This is a genomic window from Burkholderiales bacterium (genome assembly GCA_013695435.1).
In the GTDB taxonomy this organism is placed as follows: domain Bacteria; phylum Pseudomonadota; class Gammaproteobacteria; order Burkholderiales; family JACMKV01; genus JACMKV01.
Genome location: JACDAM010000242.1, coordinates 1 through 17748, shown reverse-complemented (window position 1 = coordinate 17748; position 17748 = coordinate 1). Strand labels below are relative to the sequence as shown.

General features: G+C 60.2%; 17 protein-coding genes, 1 tRNA gene and 1 pseudogene. 7 read left to right on the top strand and 12 right to left on the bottom strand.

Going from position 1 to position 17748, the window contains the following annotated elements; all coding sequences use genetic code 11:
• The 9 genes from H0V78_12055 to H0V78_12015 form a co-directional block, all read right to left on the bottom strand.
• Positions 1–163, bottom strand: a 163-nt coding sequence (locus H0V78_12055; GenBank protein MBA2352473.1) for a hypothetical protein, incomplete at its 3' end; no start/stop codon positions are given.
• A complete protein-coding gene (gene glyQ, locus H0V78_12050) occupies positions 160–1104 on the bottom strand; it encodes a glycine--tRNA ligase subunit alpha (GenBank protein ID MBA2352472.1) in 945 nt (314 codons plus the stop codon). The genes H0V78_12055 and glyQ, both read right to left, overlap by 4 nt.
• Positions 1105–1128: 24 nt before the next feature.
• Positions 1129–2679, bottom strand: coding sequence for an apolipoprotein N-acyltransferase (lnt, locus tag H0V78_12045; GenBank protein MBA2352471.1), 1551 nt, complete (start codon positions 2677–2679; stop codon positions 1129–1131).
• A gap of 117 nt (positions 2680–2796) precedes the next feature.
• Positions 2797–3636, bottom strand: a complete 840-nt coding sequence (locus H0V78_12040) for a CBS domain-containing protein (protein MBA2352470.1) — start codon at positions 3634–3636, stop codon at positions 2797–2799.
• Complete coding sequence (gene ybeY, locus H0V78_12035) at positions 3636–4175, bottom strand: rRNA maturation RNase YbeY (GenBank protein MBA2352469.1); 540 nt, start codon at positions 4173–4175, stop codon at positions 3636–3638. The genes H0V78_12040 and ybeY overlap by 1 nt, the downstream gene beginning before the upstream one ends.
• A 26-nt stretch (positions 4176–4201) precedes the next feature.
• Positions 4202–5179 carry a PhoH family protein gene (locus H0V78_12030; GenBank protein ID MBA2352468.1) on the bottom strand — a complete coding sequence of 326 codons (978 nt, stop codon included), beginning with the start codon at positions 5177–5179 and terminating at the stop codon, positions 4202–4204.
• Between the two features lie 33 nt (positions 5180–5212).
• Entirely contained in the window at positions 5213–6592 is a 1380-nt protein-coding gene (gene miaB, locus H0V78_12025; protein MBA2352467.1) for a tRNA (N6-isopentenyl adenosine(37)-C2)-methylthiotransferase MiaB, read from the bottom strand.
• A gap of 4 nt (positions 6593–6596) precedes the next feature.
• Positions 6597–6923, bottom strand: coding sequence for a hypothetical protein (locus H0V78_12020; protein MBA2352466.1), 327 nt, complete (start codon positions 6921–6923; stop codon positions 6597–6599).
• 88 nt (positions 6924–7011) lie between these two features.
• A tRNA-Met gene (locus tag H0V78_12015) sits at positions 7012–7087 on the bottom strand.
• 199 nt (positions 7088–7286) lie between these two features.
• Between H0V78_12015 and H0V78_12010 the strand changes: the two genes are divergently transcribed.
• The gene (locus tag H0V78_12010) at positions 7287–8504 is read left to right on the top strand and encodes a UbiH/UbiF family hydroxylase (protein MBA2352465.1); all 1218 of its coding nucleotides are present in this window, start codon (positions 7287–7289) and stop codon (positions 8502–8504) included.
• 33 nt (positions 8505–8537) lie between these two features.
• Positions 8538–9266, top strand: a complete 729-nt coding sequence (locus H0V78_12005) for a DsbC family protein (protein ID MBA2352464.1) — start codon at positions 8538–8540, stop codon at positions 9264–9266.
• A 53-nt stretch (positions 9267–9319) separates the two neighbouring features.
• Here H0V78_12005 and H0V78_12000 read toward each other — a convergent pair whose 3' ends face one another.
• From H0V78_12000 to apaG, 3 genes are read right to left on the bottom strand one after another with little or no spacing between them, the layout of a single operon-like run.
• Positions 9320–10687: an MltA domain-containing protein gene (locus H0V78_12000; protein ID MBA2352463.1), complete on the bottom strand. Its 1368-nt coding sequence runs from the start codon at positions 10685–10687 to the stop codon at positions 9320–9322.
• Complete coding sequence (locus tag H0V78_11995; protein MBA2352462.1) at positions 10684–11280, bottom strand: class I SAM-dependent methyltransferase; 597 nt, start codon at positions 11278–11280, stop codon at positions 10684–10686. The genes H0V78_12000 and H0V78_11995 overlap by 4 nt, the downstream gene beginning before the upstream one ends.
• Positions 11281–11312: 32 nt before the next feature.
• Positions 11313–11711 (bottom strand): Co2+/Mg2+ efflux protein ApaG, encoded by a 399-nt coding sequence (gene apaG, locus H0V78_11990; GenBank protein MBA2352461.1) that lies wholly within the window; start codon positions 11709–11711, stop codon positions 11313–11315.
• A 136-nt stretch (positions 11712–11847) separates the two neighbouring features.
• Here apaG and rpe point away from each other — a divergent pair, with 136 nt between their 5' ends.
• The 5 genes and pseudogenes from rpe to H0V78_11965 all read left to right on the top strand — a co-directional run bounded on the left by rpe (position 11848) and on the right by H0V78_11965 (position 17418).
• Positions 11848–12513: a ribulose-phosphate 3-epimerase gene (gene rpe / locus H0V78_11985; GenBank protein MBA2352460.1), complete on the top strand. Its 666-nt coding sequence runs from the start codon at positions 11848–11850 to the stop codon at positions 12511–12513.
• Between the two features lie 45 nt (positions 12514–12558).
• Positions 12559–13284, top strand: coding sequence for a phosphoglycolate phosphatase (locus H0V78_11980; GenBank protein MBA2352459.1), 726 nt, complete (start codon positions 12559–12561; stop codon positions 13282–13284).
• Positions 13285–13300: 16 nt separating this feature from the next.
• Positions 13301–14785: an anthranilate synthase component I gene (locus tag H0V78_11975; protein MBA2352458.1), complete on the top strand. Its 1485-nt coding sequence runs from the start codon at positions 13301–13303 to the stop codon at positions 14783–14785.
• A 185-nt stretch (positions 14786–14970) separates the two neighbouring features.
• Positions 14971–16248, top strand: coding sequence for a tyrosine-type recombinase/integrase (locus H0V78_11970; protein MBA2352457.1), 1278 nt, complete (start codon positions 14971–14973; stop codon positions 16246–16248).
• Between the two features lie 92 nt (positions 16249–16340).
• A pseudogene (locus tag H0V78_11965) lies at positions 16341–17418 on the top strand (IS5 family transposase).
• The last annotated feature ends 330 nt before the right edge of the window (positions 17419–17748 follow it).

Genomic DNA, 17748 nt, shown 5'->3' with positions numbered 1-17748 from the left:
CATAAGGTGTGATCGCCGAATCATCGGTCAGGAATCCGCGCTCCTTCAACCCCGCCGCAAGACCTTCCGCGAAAGCGCTGCCCAATTGCCTGAGCGCTTTCGGCGGCAGTTCTTCGGTCAACAATTCGACGAGCAGCGTTGCCGTCGTTATGCGTTCCGTCATACGTGCTGTCCGACGAGCGTTGTTTCGGTTTCGATTTTCGGCAGCATCGGAAAGCCCAAGCGTTCGCGCGATTCGTAATAAGCCTGCGCGACGGGCCTGGCCAAATTCCGAATGCGGCCGATGTAAGCCGCGCGCTCGGTCACCGAAATCGCGCCACGCGCATCGAGCAGATTGAACGTGTGCGCGGCTTTCAGCACCATCTCGTAAGCTGGCAGCGGCAGATTGGCGGCGATCAGGCGATAGGCCTCGGACTCGTAATCGGCGAAATGCCTGAACTGCAAGTCGGCATTCGAGTGCTCAAAATTGTAGGCTGATTGCTCGACTTCGTTTTGGTGATAAACGTCCCGGTAGCGTAACGTGCGCTCGATGCCGCGCTTGCCGCCACCATTGTTCGAATTCGTCCAGACCAGATCGTAAACGCTTTCCACGCCCTGCAAATACATCGCCAGCCGTTCGAGGCCGTAGGTGATTTCACCGAGGATGGGTTTGCAGTTCAGCCCGCCTACCTGCTGGAAATACGTGAACTGCGTGATTTCCATGCCGTTCAGCCAGACTTCCCAGCCGAGGCCCCACGCGCCCAAGGTCGGATTTTCCCAATCATCCTCGACGAAGCGCACGTCATTTTTCGTCGTGTCGATGCCGATCGCGCGCAGCGAATTGATGTAGAGATCGAGAATGTCGCGCGGCGCCGGTTTCAGCACGACTTGGAACTGATAGTAGTGCTGGAGCCGATTCGGATTGTCGCCATAGCGCCCGTCCTTGGGCCGCCGCGATGGCTGCACATAAGCAGCGCGCCAGGGTTCGGGGCCGAGCGCGCGCAAAAAAGTCGCGGTATGCGAGGTGCCGGCGCCGACTTCCATGTCGTAAGGCTGCAAGAGCGCGCAGCCCTGCGTGGCCCAATAATCCTGCAGAGTGAGAATCAGCGCCTGAAAGGTCAGCATGAGGAATCCGCGAAAATACTGATTTTACTGTTTTTGGCCGACAGCCGGCAGCGCGCGGGCGGGCGCGAAGCTGATGGCGAGCAGGATCACGACCATCGCCAGCACCAGGGAATTGCCCCAGCGCACATACGGCGTCGCGCCGGCGTAACCCCGCACCTCGACATGCAGCGCGGTTTTTTTGGATAGCGGCGCCAAGGCGATCAGTTGACCATCGGGCGCGATCGCCGCGGTCGCGCCGGTGTTGGTCGCGCGCAGCATGACCCGGCCGGTTTCGATCGCTCGCGTTTGTGCGATTTGCAGGTGTTGCATAATCGCGAGCGAATCGCCGAACCAGGCGTCGTTGCTGACGTTCACGAGCAAGGTTGCTTCGGGCAGCGGACGGACGATCTCCTCGCCAAAGACATCTTCATAACAGATATCGACCGCCACCTTCTGACCGGCGACTGCAAGCGGCTTTTGATATTCGGCGCCGCGCGAAAAGTTCGACATCGGAATTTGCAGCCAGCGTAAAACCCAATCGAAACCCGACGGGATGAATTCACCGAACGGCACCAGGTGCGACTTGCGGTAAACCTGCGTCGGCGCGGCGCCGAAACTGAAAACGCTGTTGTAATAATCGATGCCTTCCAGCTCCGGCAGGCCGATCAGAATATCGCCGCCAAGTTGGTCGGCGTGTTGCGCGAAGCGCGCCAGGTATTGTTCGGGAACCCGGTCGCGCAGCAGTGGCAGCGCCGCCTCCGGCAAAATGATCAGACGCGCGCGGCTCGCCAGCACCAGGTCGAGATAGGTTCTGAGCGTGTTGTCGATCTGGTCTTCGCGCCATTTCAGCTCCTGCGCAATATTTCCCTGCAACAGGCTGACGGCAAGCGGTTCGCCGATCGGCTGCGTCCAGTCGATTTGTTTGAGCGCGTAACCAATCGGCCACAGAGCAACGATGAAAAAGGCGCAAATCCCTGGCCCGCCCCGGGCTCGTCGAAGGAGGGTCGGCGCGCCAGCGCGGGGGGATATGAATTCCGCGTAAAGCCAGGCGAGCAGGCCGGCGCTCATCGCAGTCAACATCGATAGACCATAAACGCCAAATACCGGCGCAAACCCTGCCAGCGGGCTCGCTGGCACTTGCGAATAACCGAGAGTGAGCCACGGAAAACCGGTGAACAAATAGCTGCGCAGCCAATCGGCGCCCGCCCACAATGCCGGCGTTACCAGCACGAAGCGGACGACATTCGATGACGCCAACTTCGCTTGCAGAAATCCGGTGGCCGCTGGAAACAGCGACATGTAGGCGCACAACAACGCCGTACCGATCCCGGCGATCGCGGCCGGCATTCCGCCGAAATCGTGCAGACTAATATAAATCCAGCTGACGCCAGTGCCGAAAAACCCGAGCCCGAAAGCGAAACCCAATGCCGCGGCGCTTCGCGGCGATTCCGCATTGCGCCACAGCCCGAGCAACAAAGCCAGTGTAATGACCGGCAACGGAAAAAGGTAAAACGGCGCGAAGCCGAACACGGTTGCCGCGCCGAGCAAGCTGGAAGCTATCAGCGGCGTCGGCGACGCCAATGCGGACCGGCGCATTCCGGGAGGCCGCGCGCGCGCGATGTTATCGTCATCCTTCATTCGAACATCGGAAAAGATGGAAAAACCTGATCGAGCGGTCGTTCAACCGTCCGCGCATGGCGCCGTCGCCGACGATCAAACGTCGATTTCGGGAGCGAGCTTTTCGACGAGCAGCGAATGGACGCGGCGGCTGTCGGCGCGCAGCACCTTGAATTTGAGATTGTCGAAACGGATTTCCTCGCCGCGCTCGGGCAGACGGCCGAAGTGGTTCAACACCATGCCGCCGACCGTATCGTATTCCTCGTCGCTGTAGCCGGTGCCGAGCGCTTTATTGAAATCATCGATTTCCGTCAAAGCCTTGACCCGGAACAGGCCGTTTCTGTCCTGCACGATGTTGTCTTCGGTTTCGTCGAAATCGTATTCGTCTTCGATTTCGCCGACGATTTCCTCGAGCACGTCCTCGATCGTCAGGAGCCCCGCGACACCGCCGTACTCGTCAACGACAATTGCCATGTGGTTGCGGTTGCTGCGGAAATCTTTCAGCAGGATGTTAAGCCGCTTGGTTTCCGGGATGAACACCGCCGGGCGCAGCAGTTCGCGGATTTTGAATTCCGTGCCGGCGTAAAAACGCAGCAGATCCTTCGCCAGCAGAATGCCGATTACGTTGTCCTTGCTGTCATCGATGACCGGAAAACGCGAGTGCGCGGTGGCGATGACCATCGGCATGAATTGCTCGGGCTCGTCGTTGACGTCGATCACGCCCATCTGGCCGCGCGGCACCATGATGTCGCGCGCCTGCAATTCCGCAACCTGCAATACGCCTTCTATCATCGACAGCGCTTCGGCGTCGAGCAAATCGCGCTCGAACGCTGAGTGCAGGAGCTCGATCAGTTGCTCACGATCTTCCGGCTCCCGCAGCAGCAAGGCGCCAAGGCGTTCCAGCCAGTTGGGCTTGGCGCGCTCATCGACCCGCATCACAGTTTTACCTCGCCCGGCTTGTCGCCGGCGTACGGATCGGGGAAGCCGAGTTTCGCCAGCGTCGCCGTCTCCAGCGCTTCCATGATTTCGGCGTCGCTGTCCACTTCGTGATCGTAGCCCTGCAAGTGCAGCGCGCCGTGCACGGCGAGATGCGCGTAATGCGCGTGCAGCGCGATCTCGCGTTCATGCGCTTCGCGCGCAACCACCGCTGCGCACAGCGCGATATCCCCACAGAGCTGCGTCTGTGCGGAATAAACAAAGGTCAGCACATTGGTCGCGTAATCACGGCTGCGGAAATCGCGATTCAGTGCCCTGCCCTCGGTTTCATCGACAATGCGCACCGTGATTTCGGCCTTATCAAGGGGACCACGGTGCGCCAGCGCTGCCATGATCCAGCGCCTGAACTCGGCGCGGGTCGGCAAGCCGGTTAGCGGAACGGCATATTGCAGCGACAGACTGAGGCTGGCTTTGGGCGCGGCAGGACGGCGATGGGCAGCGGAGGCGGCTAGCCCAGCGTTCTTCGGCTGGGCCGCCATAAGAGTCGCAGGCTCTGGTTCTACTTTCATTTTCGCCGCTCGATCCCCGGAAAACCGTTCGCCTGGGCTTCGAAACTTTCATAGGCGTTGACGATGCGCTGCACCAGCGGATGGCGGACGACGTCTTCGGCAAGGAACGCCGTGAATGCGATGCCGCGCACCGTCGCCAGTACGCTGCGCGCCTCGATCAGGCCGCTTTTCTGGCCGCGCGCGAGGTCGATTTGCGTAACGTCGCCAGTGATCACGGCTTTCGCGCCGAAGCCGATTCGCGTCAGAAACATTTTCATCTGCTCTGGCGTTGTGTTTTGCGCCTCATCGAGGATGATGAACGAATGATTCAGGGTGCGCCCGCGCATATAGGCAAGCGGCGCAATTTCGATGGCATTGCGCTCGAACAGTTTCGCCACTTTCTCGAATCCCATCAGATCGTACAGAGCGTCGTACAACGGCCGCAGATAGGGATCGACTTTCTGCGCCAGATCGCCGGGCAAAAATCCGAGCCGCTCACCGGCTTCGACCGCGGGCCGCACGAGAACGATGCGTTTGACCAGATCGCGCTCGAGCGCATCGACCGCCGAGGCGACGGCAAGATAGGTCTTGCCGGTCCCGGCCGGTCCGATGCCGAATGTGATGTCGTGCTGCTGGATTTGCCGCAGATATTCAACCTGGCGCGGCGTCCGCCCGTGCAGATCGCGGCGGCGCGTCATCAAAACCGGCATGCTGTCTACTTCGAGTGCCGCGCTCGTCATGACCGGGTTGGCTGCCTCGATCAAGCCGAGCTGAACGTCCTCGAGCGACAGATTGCGCTTCGCTTTGTCGTAAAAGTTTTGCAGTACCTGAGCGGCGACGCGCGCTTGATCCGGCTTGCCGCTGACCGAGAAGTTTTCCCCGCGCCGGGCAATTCCGACGTCGAGCGCGGTTTCGATCTGTTTCAGATTTTCATCCAGCACGCCGCACAAATTGGACAGCCGCTGATTGTCTACCGGGGTGAAAGACAGTTCGATGGAATCCAAATCGGAATCGGACAGGGCGCGCGACTAGGCGCAAACGGGTGGTACGGAGACTACGGGGGCTGCGACAGGGCGTTCGCCGCGCAGCGAATTCGCTAAAGCTTCGCTGATGACCACATCGACAAACCGACCGATCAACTGCGGCGAACCGGCGAAGTTGACCATGCGGTTGTTGCCGGTGCGGCCGCACAGTTCGCTGGCGCGCTTCCTGGATCGGCCTTCCACCAGAACGCGCTGGCTGGTGCCGACCATAGCGGCGCTGCGCACGCGTGCCTGCGCATTGATAACAGCCTGCAAGCGCGCCAACCGCCGCTGCTTTACGGCAAGCGGCGTGTCGTCAATCATATCCGCGGCCGGCGTACCGGGGCGCGGGCTATACAGAAAACTGTAGCTGGTATCGAAGCCAACGTCTTCGATGAGCTGCAGCGTCGCTTCGAAATCGGCATCGGTTTCGTTCGGGAAGCCGACGATGAAATCCGACGACAGCGAAAGGTCCGGGCGCAGCGCGCGCAGCCTGCGGATAATCGATTTATATTCCAGCGCGGTATAGCCGCGCTTCATGGCCGCCAGCACGCGATCGGAACCCGACTGCACAGGCAGGTGCAACTGGCTGACGAGCTTGGGGATGCGCGCGTAGGCATCGATCAGACGCTGGGTGAACTCCCGCGGGTGCGAGGTCGTATAGCGCAGCCGCTCTACGCCGCGAATCTGCGCTATGGCTTCGAGCAACAACGCGAAATCGGCGCTTTCGCCGGATTCCATCGCACCGCCGAATTTCATCGCGCCGCGATACGCATTGACGTTTTGACCGAGAAGCGTGACTTCCTTGACTCCCCGACTCGCGAGGCTGGAGACCTCGCTCAATACATCGTCGAACGGCCGTGAGAATTCCTCGCCGCGCGTGTAGGGCACGACACAGAAGCTGCAATATTTGCTGCAGCCTTCCATGATCGATACGAAGGCCGTCGGACCAACGACGCGGGCAGGCGGCAGATCATCGAACTTCTCGATCTCCGGGAAAGAAATGTCGACCTGCGCGCGGCCAGACGAGCGGCGCGCATCGATCATTTGCGGCAGGCGGTGCAAAGTCTGCGGCCCGAACACGAGATCGACATAAGGCGCGCGCTGCACGATGGCCTCACCCTCCTGGCTCGCGACGCAACCGCCGACACCGATGATTAGCGCCGGCTTCAACTGCTTCAGATGGCGAACCCGGCCAAGATCGTGAAACACCTTCTCCTGCGCCTTCTCACGCACCGAACAGGTATTGAACAGGATGACATCGGCATCGTCTACGTTATCGGTAGGCTCGATGCCGCGCTCGGCAAGCAGCAGATCCGCCATTTTCGCCGAGTCGTACTCGTTCATCTGGCAGCCAAAAGTCTTGATATAAACTTTGCTGGCCACGGCTTTATTGTTTCTGCTTTCTGTCCAGCTTTGGATCGGCCTGCTCTTTCGGCGTCAACACCCAGAGCATGGAGAGATCGCCGCGGATGTCCGTTTGATACAAAACCTGCGCGGACTGCGGCAGAAAAGTAGGAGGGATGCTGCGGTTGTGCTGATCGAAAATTTTGGCGCCCGGGCTGAGGCGGTACGCGGTGCTGCCCAGCTTGATATTCGGATAGCGATGCCCGGACAAGGTCGCCCGCTTCGCTTCCGAGGGGAAGACGCGGTCGGCGAACGCCGTAGAATGAACCAGAAAACCGGAAATCAGAAAAACAAGCAAACGCTTGCGCATAAAGGCACGATAGCACGGCCCACGGCCGGAACTCAACAACCGCGGAATTCACTCCCCCCATGAAACTGCGCTGCAGCGAGGGCGGAAATGGTGGCGAATCAGGGATTTGAACCCCGGACCAATGGATTATGATTCCACTGCTCTAACCACTGAGCTAATTCGCCACGAGGGGCTAAGAGCTTACGGTCGCGGTTCGAGAGTTGTCAAGATTTCAGTGACAGAGCAGTGCGAGAGAAGGCGCTTTTAGCGGCGAAACCGCGACCAATCGACGAACTAACCATTGTGCTTACTGCTCATACCTTCCCGTTCATTCGCTGACGACATAACAGGCTCCAACCGATAGTAAACCCTGAATATTGAACGATGAACACGGATAGCCATGACGATGCAGGTTCATGCGATGTTGCAATAGTCGGCGCCGGTCTCATCGGCGGAAGCCTGGCGCTCGCGCTTGCCGACAGCGGCTTGCGCCTGGCGCTGATCGAAGCGTCACCCAGATTTGAGCATGACGGCAGTTTTGAGCCTGACGGCGCCGCGCGCCAGGATTGGGATAGCCGGATTTATGCAATCAGCCCGGGATCGGCGGCATTTCTAGAACAATCCGGAATCTGGTCGAACCTCGACCCGGCGCGGCTGCAGCCGGTCAGCGCTATGCAGATCCGGGGCGACGATGCGGGCGCGCAACTCGATTTCAATGCCCTTCAGTCCGGGCTGCCCGAACTCGCGTTCATCGCCGAAAGCCGCGAGATCGAGCGAGCGATCAGCCTGCGGATAGCGGCGCAGGCAAACCTGCGCGTGCTGCGGCCCGCGATTTGCGCCTCTGTCCACTGGCAAGCCGACGCCGCGGAAATTCAGATGCAGGACGGCGCGGCGCTCAAGGCCAAATTGGTGGTCGGCGCCGATGGAGCGGATTCCTGGGTACGTGCACAAGCCGGTATCACGGTCGAAACACGCGATTATGCGCAGCGCGGTGTTGTCGCGAACTTCGCAACCGCAAAGCCGCATGGCGGTATCGCCCGCCAGTGGTTTCGCGAAGATGGCGTGCTGGCGCTGCTGCCCTTGCCGGGACAGCGGGTTTCGCTGGTCTGGTCGACCGGAAACGATAACGCCAATCGTCTGCTCGAATCGTCGGAAGACGAATTCGGTCACGCAGTGGAGCAGGCATCGCAAAGTGTCCTCGGCAAGCTGGACGTGCTGTCGCCGCCGAGGGCGTTTCCGCTGCGCCTGCAGCGCGTCGGACAGCTCGTCAAGCCTCGTGTCGCGTTGATCGGCGATGCCGCGCATAATCTGCATCCGCTTGCCGGACAGGGTGTCAATCTCGGTTTTCAGGATGCTCGCGAACTCGCCGCCGTGCTGCGCAATCGCGGCGCGCAAACCGATTGCGGCGATTACTTTCTGCTGCGCGCTTATGAGCGGGCGCGCAAGGAGGCCATCCTGGCGATGCAACTGACGACGGACGGTCTGCAGAAACTGTTCAGCAAAGAGGGTAAAGCCTTGTCGCGCCTGCGCAATGCCGGACTTAGCGCCACCAACCGGTTGAACCCGCTCAAAAAGCGCCTCGTGCAGCATGCGCTTGGTTAGTACTCAGACCCAACTCTTACTCTTGGAAAATTTATGCTGATCAGAAGTTTTGCCGCCGCGATAGCAATGTTGTTGCCTTTGTTGTTTTCATCCCTCGCCTGCGCCGATGAAGCCGCGTTAAAAAAAGCAGTGCAAGCCAAGTTCCCGCAGGCCAAGGTCGAAAGCGTCACGAAATCACCCTATCTCGGGCTCTACGAGGTCGTTATCGAAGGGCAGTTGGTCTATACCGACGAAGGCTTCAACTATCTGTTCGACGGCAGCATCATCGAAACGAAAAACCTCGCCAACCTGACCGAGCAGCGCAAGCAAAAACTGTCAGCGGTCAGGTTCAACGCGCTTCCGCTCGATCTTGCGATCAAGAACGTCAGGGGAAACGGCAAACGCAAGTTGGCGGTTTTTTCCGATCCCGACTGCCCATATTGCAAGAAGGTCGAGAAAGACCTCGCCAAACTCAAAGACGTGACGATCTATACTTTTTTGTATCCGATCGAAAGCCTGCATCCGAATGCCGACGAGAAAGCCGCGGCGGTTTGGTGTTCGGCTGACCGCGTTAAAGCGTGGGACGATCTGATGCTGCGAGGAATCGCCCCCGCGGCCGATAAAACGTGCAAAACACCGCTGGCCGAGATCGCGCAGTTCGGGCAGAAGCTCAAAATCAATGGCACGCCGACCTTGATCTTCGCCGATGGCCAGCGCGTTCCAGGCGCTGTTCCGGGGGAGCAGATAGAGAAATTGCTCGACGCCGCGCACGCGGCGAAATAAACGATTACCCAGCAGGCGCCGTTGACGGCCCGAGGCTCAGGTTTCCCGGCGCCTCAGGTTTCCGGCGAGTTAGGCAGCAGCACCCACAGCTTGCCGGCCTGCTTCATTTTGCCGGCCAGCGCTCCGGCCGCATCGCCGAATCCCCAGAACAGGTCGGCGCGCACGGCGCCACGGATCGCGCCGCCGGTATCCTGGGCTACCATGAGCCGGTTCAGCGCGCGACTCGAATCGGGCCAGGTCGTCGCAAGAAAAATGGGCGCGCCTTGCGGGATCACGCGCGGGTCGATCGCCAGACTGCGCCCGGCTGTCAACGGCACGCCGAGCGAGCCGATCGGGCCCGACAAGTTGTTCGGTAATTCGCGGAAAAAGACGTAGCTCGCATTCTGGTTCAACAACTCAGGAAGCTTTTCCGGATTTTGTTTAGCCCACGCCTTGATGCTTTGCATGGACGCTTGCTCGAGCGTCATCTCGCCGCGCTCGACGAGTAATTTGCCGATCGATCTGTACGGATAGCCATTCTGGTCGGCGTAACCGATTTTGAGCAATTCGCCGTCTTCGAGCTTGACGCGCCCTGAGCCCTGGATTTGCAGGAAGAACAACTCGACCGGGTCATCGACCCAGACGATTTCACGGGCGGCCAGCGAGCTGCCGTTTTGCTCGATCGCGGCCCGGCTGTGATACGGCACGACGCGTTTGCCTTCGACGCGGCCGCGCAGGCGCATGCCCTTCAGTTCAGGATAAAGCTCGGCCAGATCGATGGTCAGCAAATCATCGGGTACGCCATAGACGGGGTAACGAAAGCGTGTGCTTTTCTTTTTGCTGCCCTGCAACAGGGGCTCGTAGTATCCGGTGATAAGGCCTTCATCGCTGCCATCTGCGTTAAGGACGGCATGCGGTGTGAAGTAGGTCTGAAAGAAATTCCGCAAGGTGGCTGGATCAGCGGGCGCCGCACTTTTCAGCATGGCTGCCTGACTGCAAACCGGCTGCCACAGCGGCTTGCCGCCGAGCTTTTCGCAACTCGCGAGAAATGCGTTCCAGGCCGGGACTGGATCGTTGCTCTGCCAATCCGGAATCGCATCCCAGCTAGCCGGCAGCAGCATGGGCATCGGCGGCGCAACCGGCGGCTGCGCAGTTTCGGCTGGCGCTTTGGCGTCAGTCGGGGCCGGCGGCGCGGATGGCGGCTCGCGCCCGGCACACGCGGCGATCAGCACGGTCAAAGCCGCGGCGGCGAGTTTTTTGATTTGGCGGTTCCTATTCAGTACAGTCGGCATCGAAACATTCGCGGAGTTGGATATGACTTGGTTGCTGCTCGAAGCGGGTGTCGCACTCGCGCTGCTGATTCTGATCGTCTGGTGGACCTTGCCGCGAAAACCTCGCGATGATAAAGACGCGGAAGAATGAATCTGTCGCACGCAGATCATGCATTCTTGATGAGCCGGATGCTTCTGATCCAGCCGTTGAACAATACCGGGCGATCATCGACCAGACGCAGATTCGGCTGCTTCGCCAGCACCTGTTCAAAAACCACATCGACGCGAGTTACGAGACGCGAAACCAGCGGGTTCAGTGCGCGCCGCAGCGGCGCCCATTGGCCTTTACGCAAAAATTTATCGACGATAAGCACCGAACCTTTCGGCTTCACGACCCGCGCCGCTTCACGCAGGCAGCCCGCCGGGTCGGGCACAATGGCGAGGATCAAATGCAGGACAGCATGGTCGAAGGCGTCATCCGCAAACGGCAGCGCGAGGCTGGTACCTTGAACGAGATTCATGGCGATACCTCGCGTGCGCGGCCGGGCGCGCTTCAGCATGGCCGCGGTCAGATCGAGTCCGATATAGCGATGGCGCGTAGGCAGATGCGGCAGATCGAGCCCGGTGCCGATGCCATTGACCAGAACAGTCGAAGGCTCTGCCGGCAGGCGACTGAGACTATCGGCGCGGATTTTCCGAAACGGACGTTCGATGACGAAATCGTACATCGGGGCTAGCAGCGTGTAGCTCGATTCAAGCGACATGCCCGCAACGCCCGTTCATGCTCTCGGCCCGCTTAATGCAGCACGCGGGGCATATTGAGCGTAAATTCGGGAATCGGCGCATCGAAGCTCTTGCCGTCCTCGGCGACCATCTGATAACTGCCGCGCATGGTTCCGACCGGCGTTGCGATCGCGGTGCCGCTGGTATATTCGAAACTCTCGGCGGGATTCAGATACGGTTGTTCACCGACCACGCCCAGACCGCGAACCTGCTGAACCTGGTTCGCGGCATCGGTGATGATCCAGTGGCGGCTGATCAACTGCGCGCCGACCGTCCCGGTATTGGTGATCGTAATCGTATAGGTGAACACATACCGCCCGTTCTCGACGTCGGACTGCTCGGCGACATAGTTGGTGCGCGTAGCAACGGTAATGTCGTATTTTGCTTCGCTTTGTTTCGATTCGGCAGGCATGGGGTATTGCACACTATTTTTTTTGGCATGACAAGTCTGCGCGCGCATCGTTGATCTCTTCGGTCCAGGTTCACGAGCTTAGTCCGGCGCAAATACGCTAGAATGCCGGCTTCCCGATTTGCCCTGCGAGCTGTCTATGTATCGAATCGCGCCGAGCATTCTATCCGCGAATTTTGCCCGGCTGGGCGCGGAGGTGACCGATGTGATCGCTGCCGGCGCCGACATCATTCATTTCGACGTGATGGACAATCATTACGTGCCGAACCTGACCATAGGTCCGCTGGTCTGCGCGGCGGTTCGGCCGCTGACAGATGCGCCGATCGACGTGCATCTGATGGTGAAACCGGTCGATCGCATCATCCCTGATTTCGCACGCGCCGGCGCCAACATCATTTCGTTTCATCCGGAAGCGAGCGAACACATCGATCGGACACTGGCGCTGATTAAGGAAAACGGCTGCAAGGCGGGGCTCGTGTTCAATCCCGCGACCCCGCTCTACATTCTCGACCACGTCCTCGACAAGCTCGATCTGATATTGATCATGTCGGTAAACCCCGGCTTCGGCGGCCAGCAATTCATTCCGCAATCGCTGGCAAAGCTGCGCGCCGTGCGCGAGCGTATCGCCGCCAGCGGGCGCGACATCTGGCTGGAGGTGGATGGCGGCGTCAAAATCGAAAACATCGCCGATATTGCGCGCGCCGGCGCCGATACTTTCGTTGCCGGCTCGGCGATTTACGGCACGAAAAACTACGCGGCGGCGATCAGCGCGATGCGCGGTGAATTAAGCCGCGTCGCCGGCTAACTTGCCTCCTCCCCCGCTTCTTCCGCACTTTCCTTTCCGATGCCCATGACGCAAACGCTGCCTTTGACGCAACCGCTGCCGGCGCGCGCGCGCTTTCCGCTGCCGATCCTCGCCATTTCGATCGATCTCGACGGTACTTTGCTCGAGACCGCTCCAGATCTTGCGGTTGCCGCCAATCGCATGCTGAAGGAAATCGGCCGTCCGCCCATCGCTGTCGAGATCATCAAGGATTATGTCGGCAACGGCATCGTCCGCTTCGTCAAACGCACCTTGACCGGCGGCATGGAAAGCGAGCCGGACGACGAACTGTTTCTGCGCGCGCTGCCGGTATTCGAGAAGCATTACGCGCAGGCGCTGAGTTTGACGACGCAACCTTATCCGGGAGTGGTCGAAGGCCTGCGCGCAATGCATGCGCAGGGCTTTCGGCTCACCTGTCTGACGAACAAGGCGAGCACGTTTTCGGTGCCGCTGTTGCGAGATACCGGCCTTTTGCCGTTCTTCGAGTTTGTCGTCAGCGGCGATACCTTGCCGCGCAAAAAACCCGATCCCATGCCTTTGCAGTACTCGTGTGAAAAGCTCGGCGTCCCGGCAAACAACTTTCTGCTGATCGGCGATTCCGCCAACGACACGCTGGCCGCGCGCGCCGCGGGCTGTCCGGTTTTCTGCGTTCCGTACGGCTACAACGGGGGCAATGATGTCCGCGCGCTGGCGCCCGATGCAGTCATCGCAAGTCTCACGGATGCGCTGCCGTTGATCGTCAAGGCAGCATGATCCGCTGCCCGCGGACATGAGCGAAGCGGAATTCAAACGTCTCGCCGCGCAAGGCTTCAATCGCATTCCGCTGGTGCGGGTGACGTTTGCCGATCTCGATACGCCGCTGTCGGTTTACCTGAAGCTGGCGAATCAGCCTTACTCGTATTTGCTCGAATCCGTGGTCGGAGGCGAGCGTTTCGGCCGCTATTCGATCGTCGGTCTGCCGGCTAAGGTCAGATTGAGCGTTACCGCGGAGACTGTGCGGGTTGAAACCGGCGACACGATGACCGAGCAAATCGAAACCGCGGATCCGCTCGGTTTTATCGAGACATTTCAGGCGCGCTACAAGGCGGCGCCGGTCGCGCACGACTTGCGGTTCGTCGGCGGCCTGGTCGGCTACTTCGGCTACGACTGCGTGCGCTATATCGAAGCCCGGCTCGCGAACATCACGAAAGCCGCTGCCAAGGCCGATGCGCTGGCGACGCCGGATATCGTCCTGATGCTGTCGGATGAATTGGCCGTCGTCGATAATCTGAGCGGCAAACTCTATCTGATTGCCTACGCCGATCCCGCCGCTTCCGGCGCCTACGAGGCCGCGCAACAACGGCTCGATCAATTGACCGCGTGCTTGCGCGAACCTGTGCGGTTGCCGGCGGCGGGGCCGCGTGAGCCGCTCGGCGAAGCTGTTTCCGAAATAGGCAAGGCCGCTTTTCTCGACGCCGTCGCGCGTTCCAAACGGTACATTGTCGACGGCGATATCATGCAGGTGCAGATTTCGCAGCGCATCACCGTGCCGTTCGCTGCGCCGCCGATCAATCTGTATCGCGCGTTGCGCGGGCTGAACCCGTCGCCTTATATGTATTACTTCGACTTCGGCAAGTATCACGTCGTCGGCGCGTCGCCCGAAATCCTGGTCCGGCAGGAGCGCGACAAAATCACCTTGCGTCCGATTGCCGGCACCCGGCGCCGCGGCAAAACGCCGGAAGAAGATCGCGCGCTCGAACAGGAGCTGCTAGCCGACCCGAAGGAGCGTGCCGAGCACCTGATGCTGATCGATCTGGGCCGCAACGATGTCGGCCGCGTCGCCGTGACAGGCAGCGTCAAGGTCACCGAAAACATGACTGTCGAACGCTACTCGCACGTCATGCATATCGTGTCGAATGTCGAAGGGCGGATCAAATCCGGCATCACGCCGCTGGGCTTGCTGCGCGCGACCTTTCCGGCCGGCACTGTGACCGGCACGCCGAAAGTCCGCGCCATGGAAATCATCGCCGAACTCGAGCCATCGAAACGCGGCATTTACGCTGGCGCCGTCGGTTACCTGGGCTTCAACGGGAATATGGATCTGGCGATCGCGATACGCACTGCCGTGATCAAGGATGGGGTGCTGAACGCTCAGGCCGCCGCCGGCATCGTCGCCGATTCGATCCCCGAACATGAATGGCTGGAAACGCAGAATAAAGCGCGCGCGGTACTGCAGGCAGCGGAGCGCGCCGCCGCTGGTCTCGACGACGCGTGAGGAAATCATGCTGCTGATGATCGACAACTAGCATCGGCGTCCCATAGCATCCCCGGTTGTCTGATACCCTCGCCTTTACTCCTCGTAAAAACGTCAGTTCATAACTAGAACGTCCAAAGCGATCTATTGTAATCCAGCAGAATAGCGGGTATCGTTGAGGGTATAAAAACGACGTACCCGCGCAAATGCCGCTAACTGATACCCGCATCCGCACCGCCAAGCCCGGCGCTTCTTCCCGCAAGCTGACAGACGCGGGCGGCCTTTACCTTGAAGTCAGACCAAGCGGCTCTAAGCTCTGGCGGTACCGGTACCGTATCGGCGGCAAGGAGAACGTCTTCGCGCTCGGCGAATATACTCAGGCCAAGGCTGGCGAAACGAAAGTACAAGCCAGCAAGCGCATGGCTGGTGCATGCCTGACATTGATGGAAGCCCGTACAGAGCGCGATAGGGCGAGGGCGCTCGTTAAGCAGGGCATACACCCATCCCACAATCGGCAAGCCCAGCAGGCAGCGCGAGTCAGCGAGAACGCCAATACTTTCGAAGCAATCTCACGAGAATGGATCGCTCAGCAGCGGGGCAACTGGTCTGCCTATTATTTGCGCCAGGTCGAATCGTTCATGCAGGCCGATGTGTACCCATACGCCGGCTCGCTGCCGATTCGGCAGGTCAACGCTGCCAAAATGCTGGAAATCCTTCAGAGAGTGGAAAAGCGCGCGCCTAGCGTCGCCGCCCTGCTCCGGCAATGGTGTTCGGCGGTATTTCGTTACGCGGTTGCCACCTTGCGCGCCGAAGCCGACCCAGTGGCTGCCCTTAAGGGCGCACTCAGCAAGCCCAAGGTACAGCATCACAAGCCGCTCTCCCGCGCCGACATTCCGCGCTTTCTGAAGACGTTGGACAACACACAGGCGTTCCGCACTACGACCATCGCGCTGAAGCTGCTGCTGCTGACGTTTGTACGGCCGGGGGAGTTACGCGCCGCCGAGTGGGCGGAGTTCGATCTCGATCGCGCCGAGTGGCGCATCCCTGCGGAGCGCATGAAGATGGGCGACGAGCATATTGTGCCGCTGAGCACGGAGGCACTCGGATTGCTTCGGGAGCTCCATACCCTCACCGGAGGGCAACGTTGGTTGTTTCCGAATTACCGCCGGCCCGCCACATGCATGACAAACACGACGTTGAACCGCGCACTGGAGCGGATGAGTTTCAACGGTAAAGACACGATCGGATTCTCGGCACATGGTTTCCGGGCAACGGCGTCAACGATGCTGAACGAAATGGGATTCAGGCCGGACATTATCGAGCGGCAACTGGCGCACGCAGAACGCGACATCTCGCGCAAAAGCTATAACCGCGCACAGTATCTGGGTGAGCGTCGGCAGATGATGCAGGCATGGGCCGACCATTTAGACGCGCTGGCCAAGGGCGCTGACATCGTACCCATACACGCAAGACCAGCGGCTTAACAGGCTGTTGAAATTCCCCTGCACAAACTGTATCTCCGCGCGCCGCCGCAAGCGATAATCTCGTCATGATTTAGCTCCTGTGAGGTTGGAGGATGCGCGGAACCGATGGGATGCAAGAGGCGCTGTTCACGTTCTCGAAGCTCGAAGACTTCGTCCCCTCGGACCACCCGCTTCGCTCGATCCAATCGCTGGTCAACCAGAGCCTTGCCCGACTCAATGGTCTGTTCAATGCGCTCTACGCCGACACTGGGCGCGCCTCGATCGCCCCCGAGAAGCTGATGCGCGCGCTCCTGCTGCAGGTGTTCTACTCGGTCAGGAGCGAACGCCAGTTGATGGAGCAGATTCGCTACAATCTGCTGTTTCGCTGGTTTGTGGGGCTGGCGATCGACGATCCGGTGTGGGATCACTGGGTGTTTTCCAAGAACCGCGACCGACTGCTCGAGCATGAAGTGGTCGAAGCCTTCTTCACCGAAGTCATGACGTTGGCCGACGCCGCCGGACTGCTCTCGAAGGAGCACTTCTCGGTCGATGGCACGCTGATCCAGGCGTGGACGAGTCACAAGAGCTTCAAGCCGAAGGACGGCAGTGACGACCAGACCCCCAGCAGACCGGGGCGCAACGCACAGGCCGACACAGAAGGGCAAGCGGCGCGGCAATGAGACGCACAGGAGCACGACGGATGCGGATGCGCGGCAGTTCCGCAAGAGCCACAACACGGCAGCGATCCTGGCCTACCAGGGCCACGTGCCGATGGAGAACCGCTCGGGGCTCGTGGTGGGTGCTGTGGTCACGCACGCTGATGGATTCGGCGAGCGCGCGGCGGCGCTTGCGATGCTCGATGCGAAGCCTTCGTCGAAACCCAGAACGGTGGGCGCCGACCGCGCCTACGACACGCGCGACTTCGTCACTGCTTGCCGTGGCCGTGGCGTCACCCCGCACGTGGCGAGCAACGACACCCGGATCGGCGGCAGCGCCATCGACGGCCGGACGATGCGGCACGAGGGCTATGCGCCGAGCCAGATCAAGCGTAAGCGCATCGAGGAGCACTTCGGCTGGGGCAAGACGGTGGGGCGCATCCGCCAGACCGTCTACCGGGGCATTCGGCGGGTCGATCAGCACTTCAAGCTCACAATGACGGCATCCAACTCGTGCGAACGGCTCGAATGCTGAGCGCGGTGCCGCAAGGGGCTATGCGATGAGTGCGCAAAGCAGTGCTAAAGCGGCGTCTCGCGCTGATCCGAAGGCTCGATTCGGTCAATCGGCCGAGAGCGCATCGCAATGGCTCGAAAAACATGATCGCGTCACTCGTTGCGGTCGAATTTCAACAGTCTGCTAGGCGGTTCGTGAAAGGCCATCCCGGCGGGTCGCGCAGCTTCGCGTTGTCGTTCCGGGCGCAGCAAAGAATCCGCTGTAAGTCCGTGCACTCAACGAAATGAACGTCAACGCGCATTCCCTGCTGACGTTTCACTCCGGCGCAAAGCGCAAAACGATCTGTGTGAT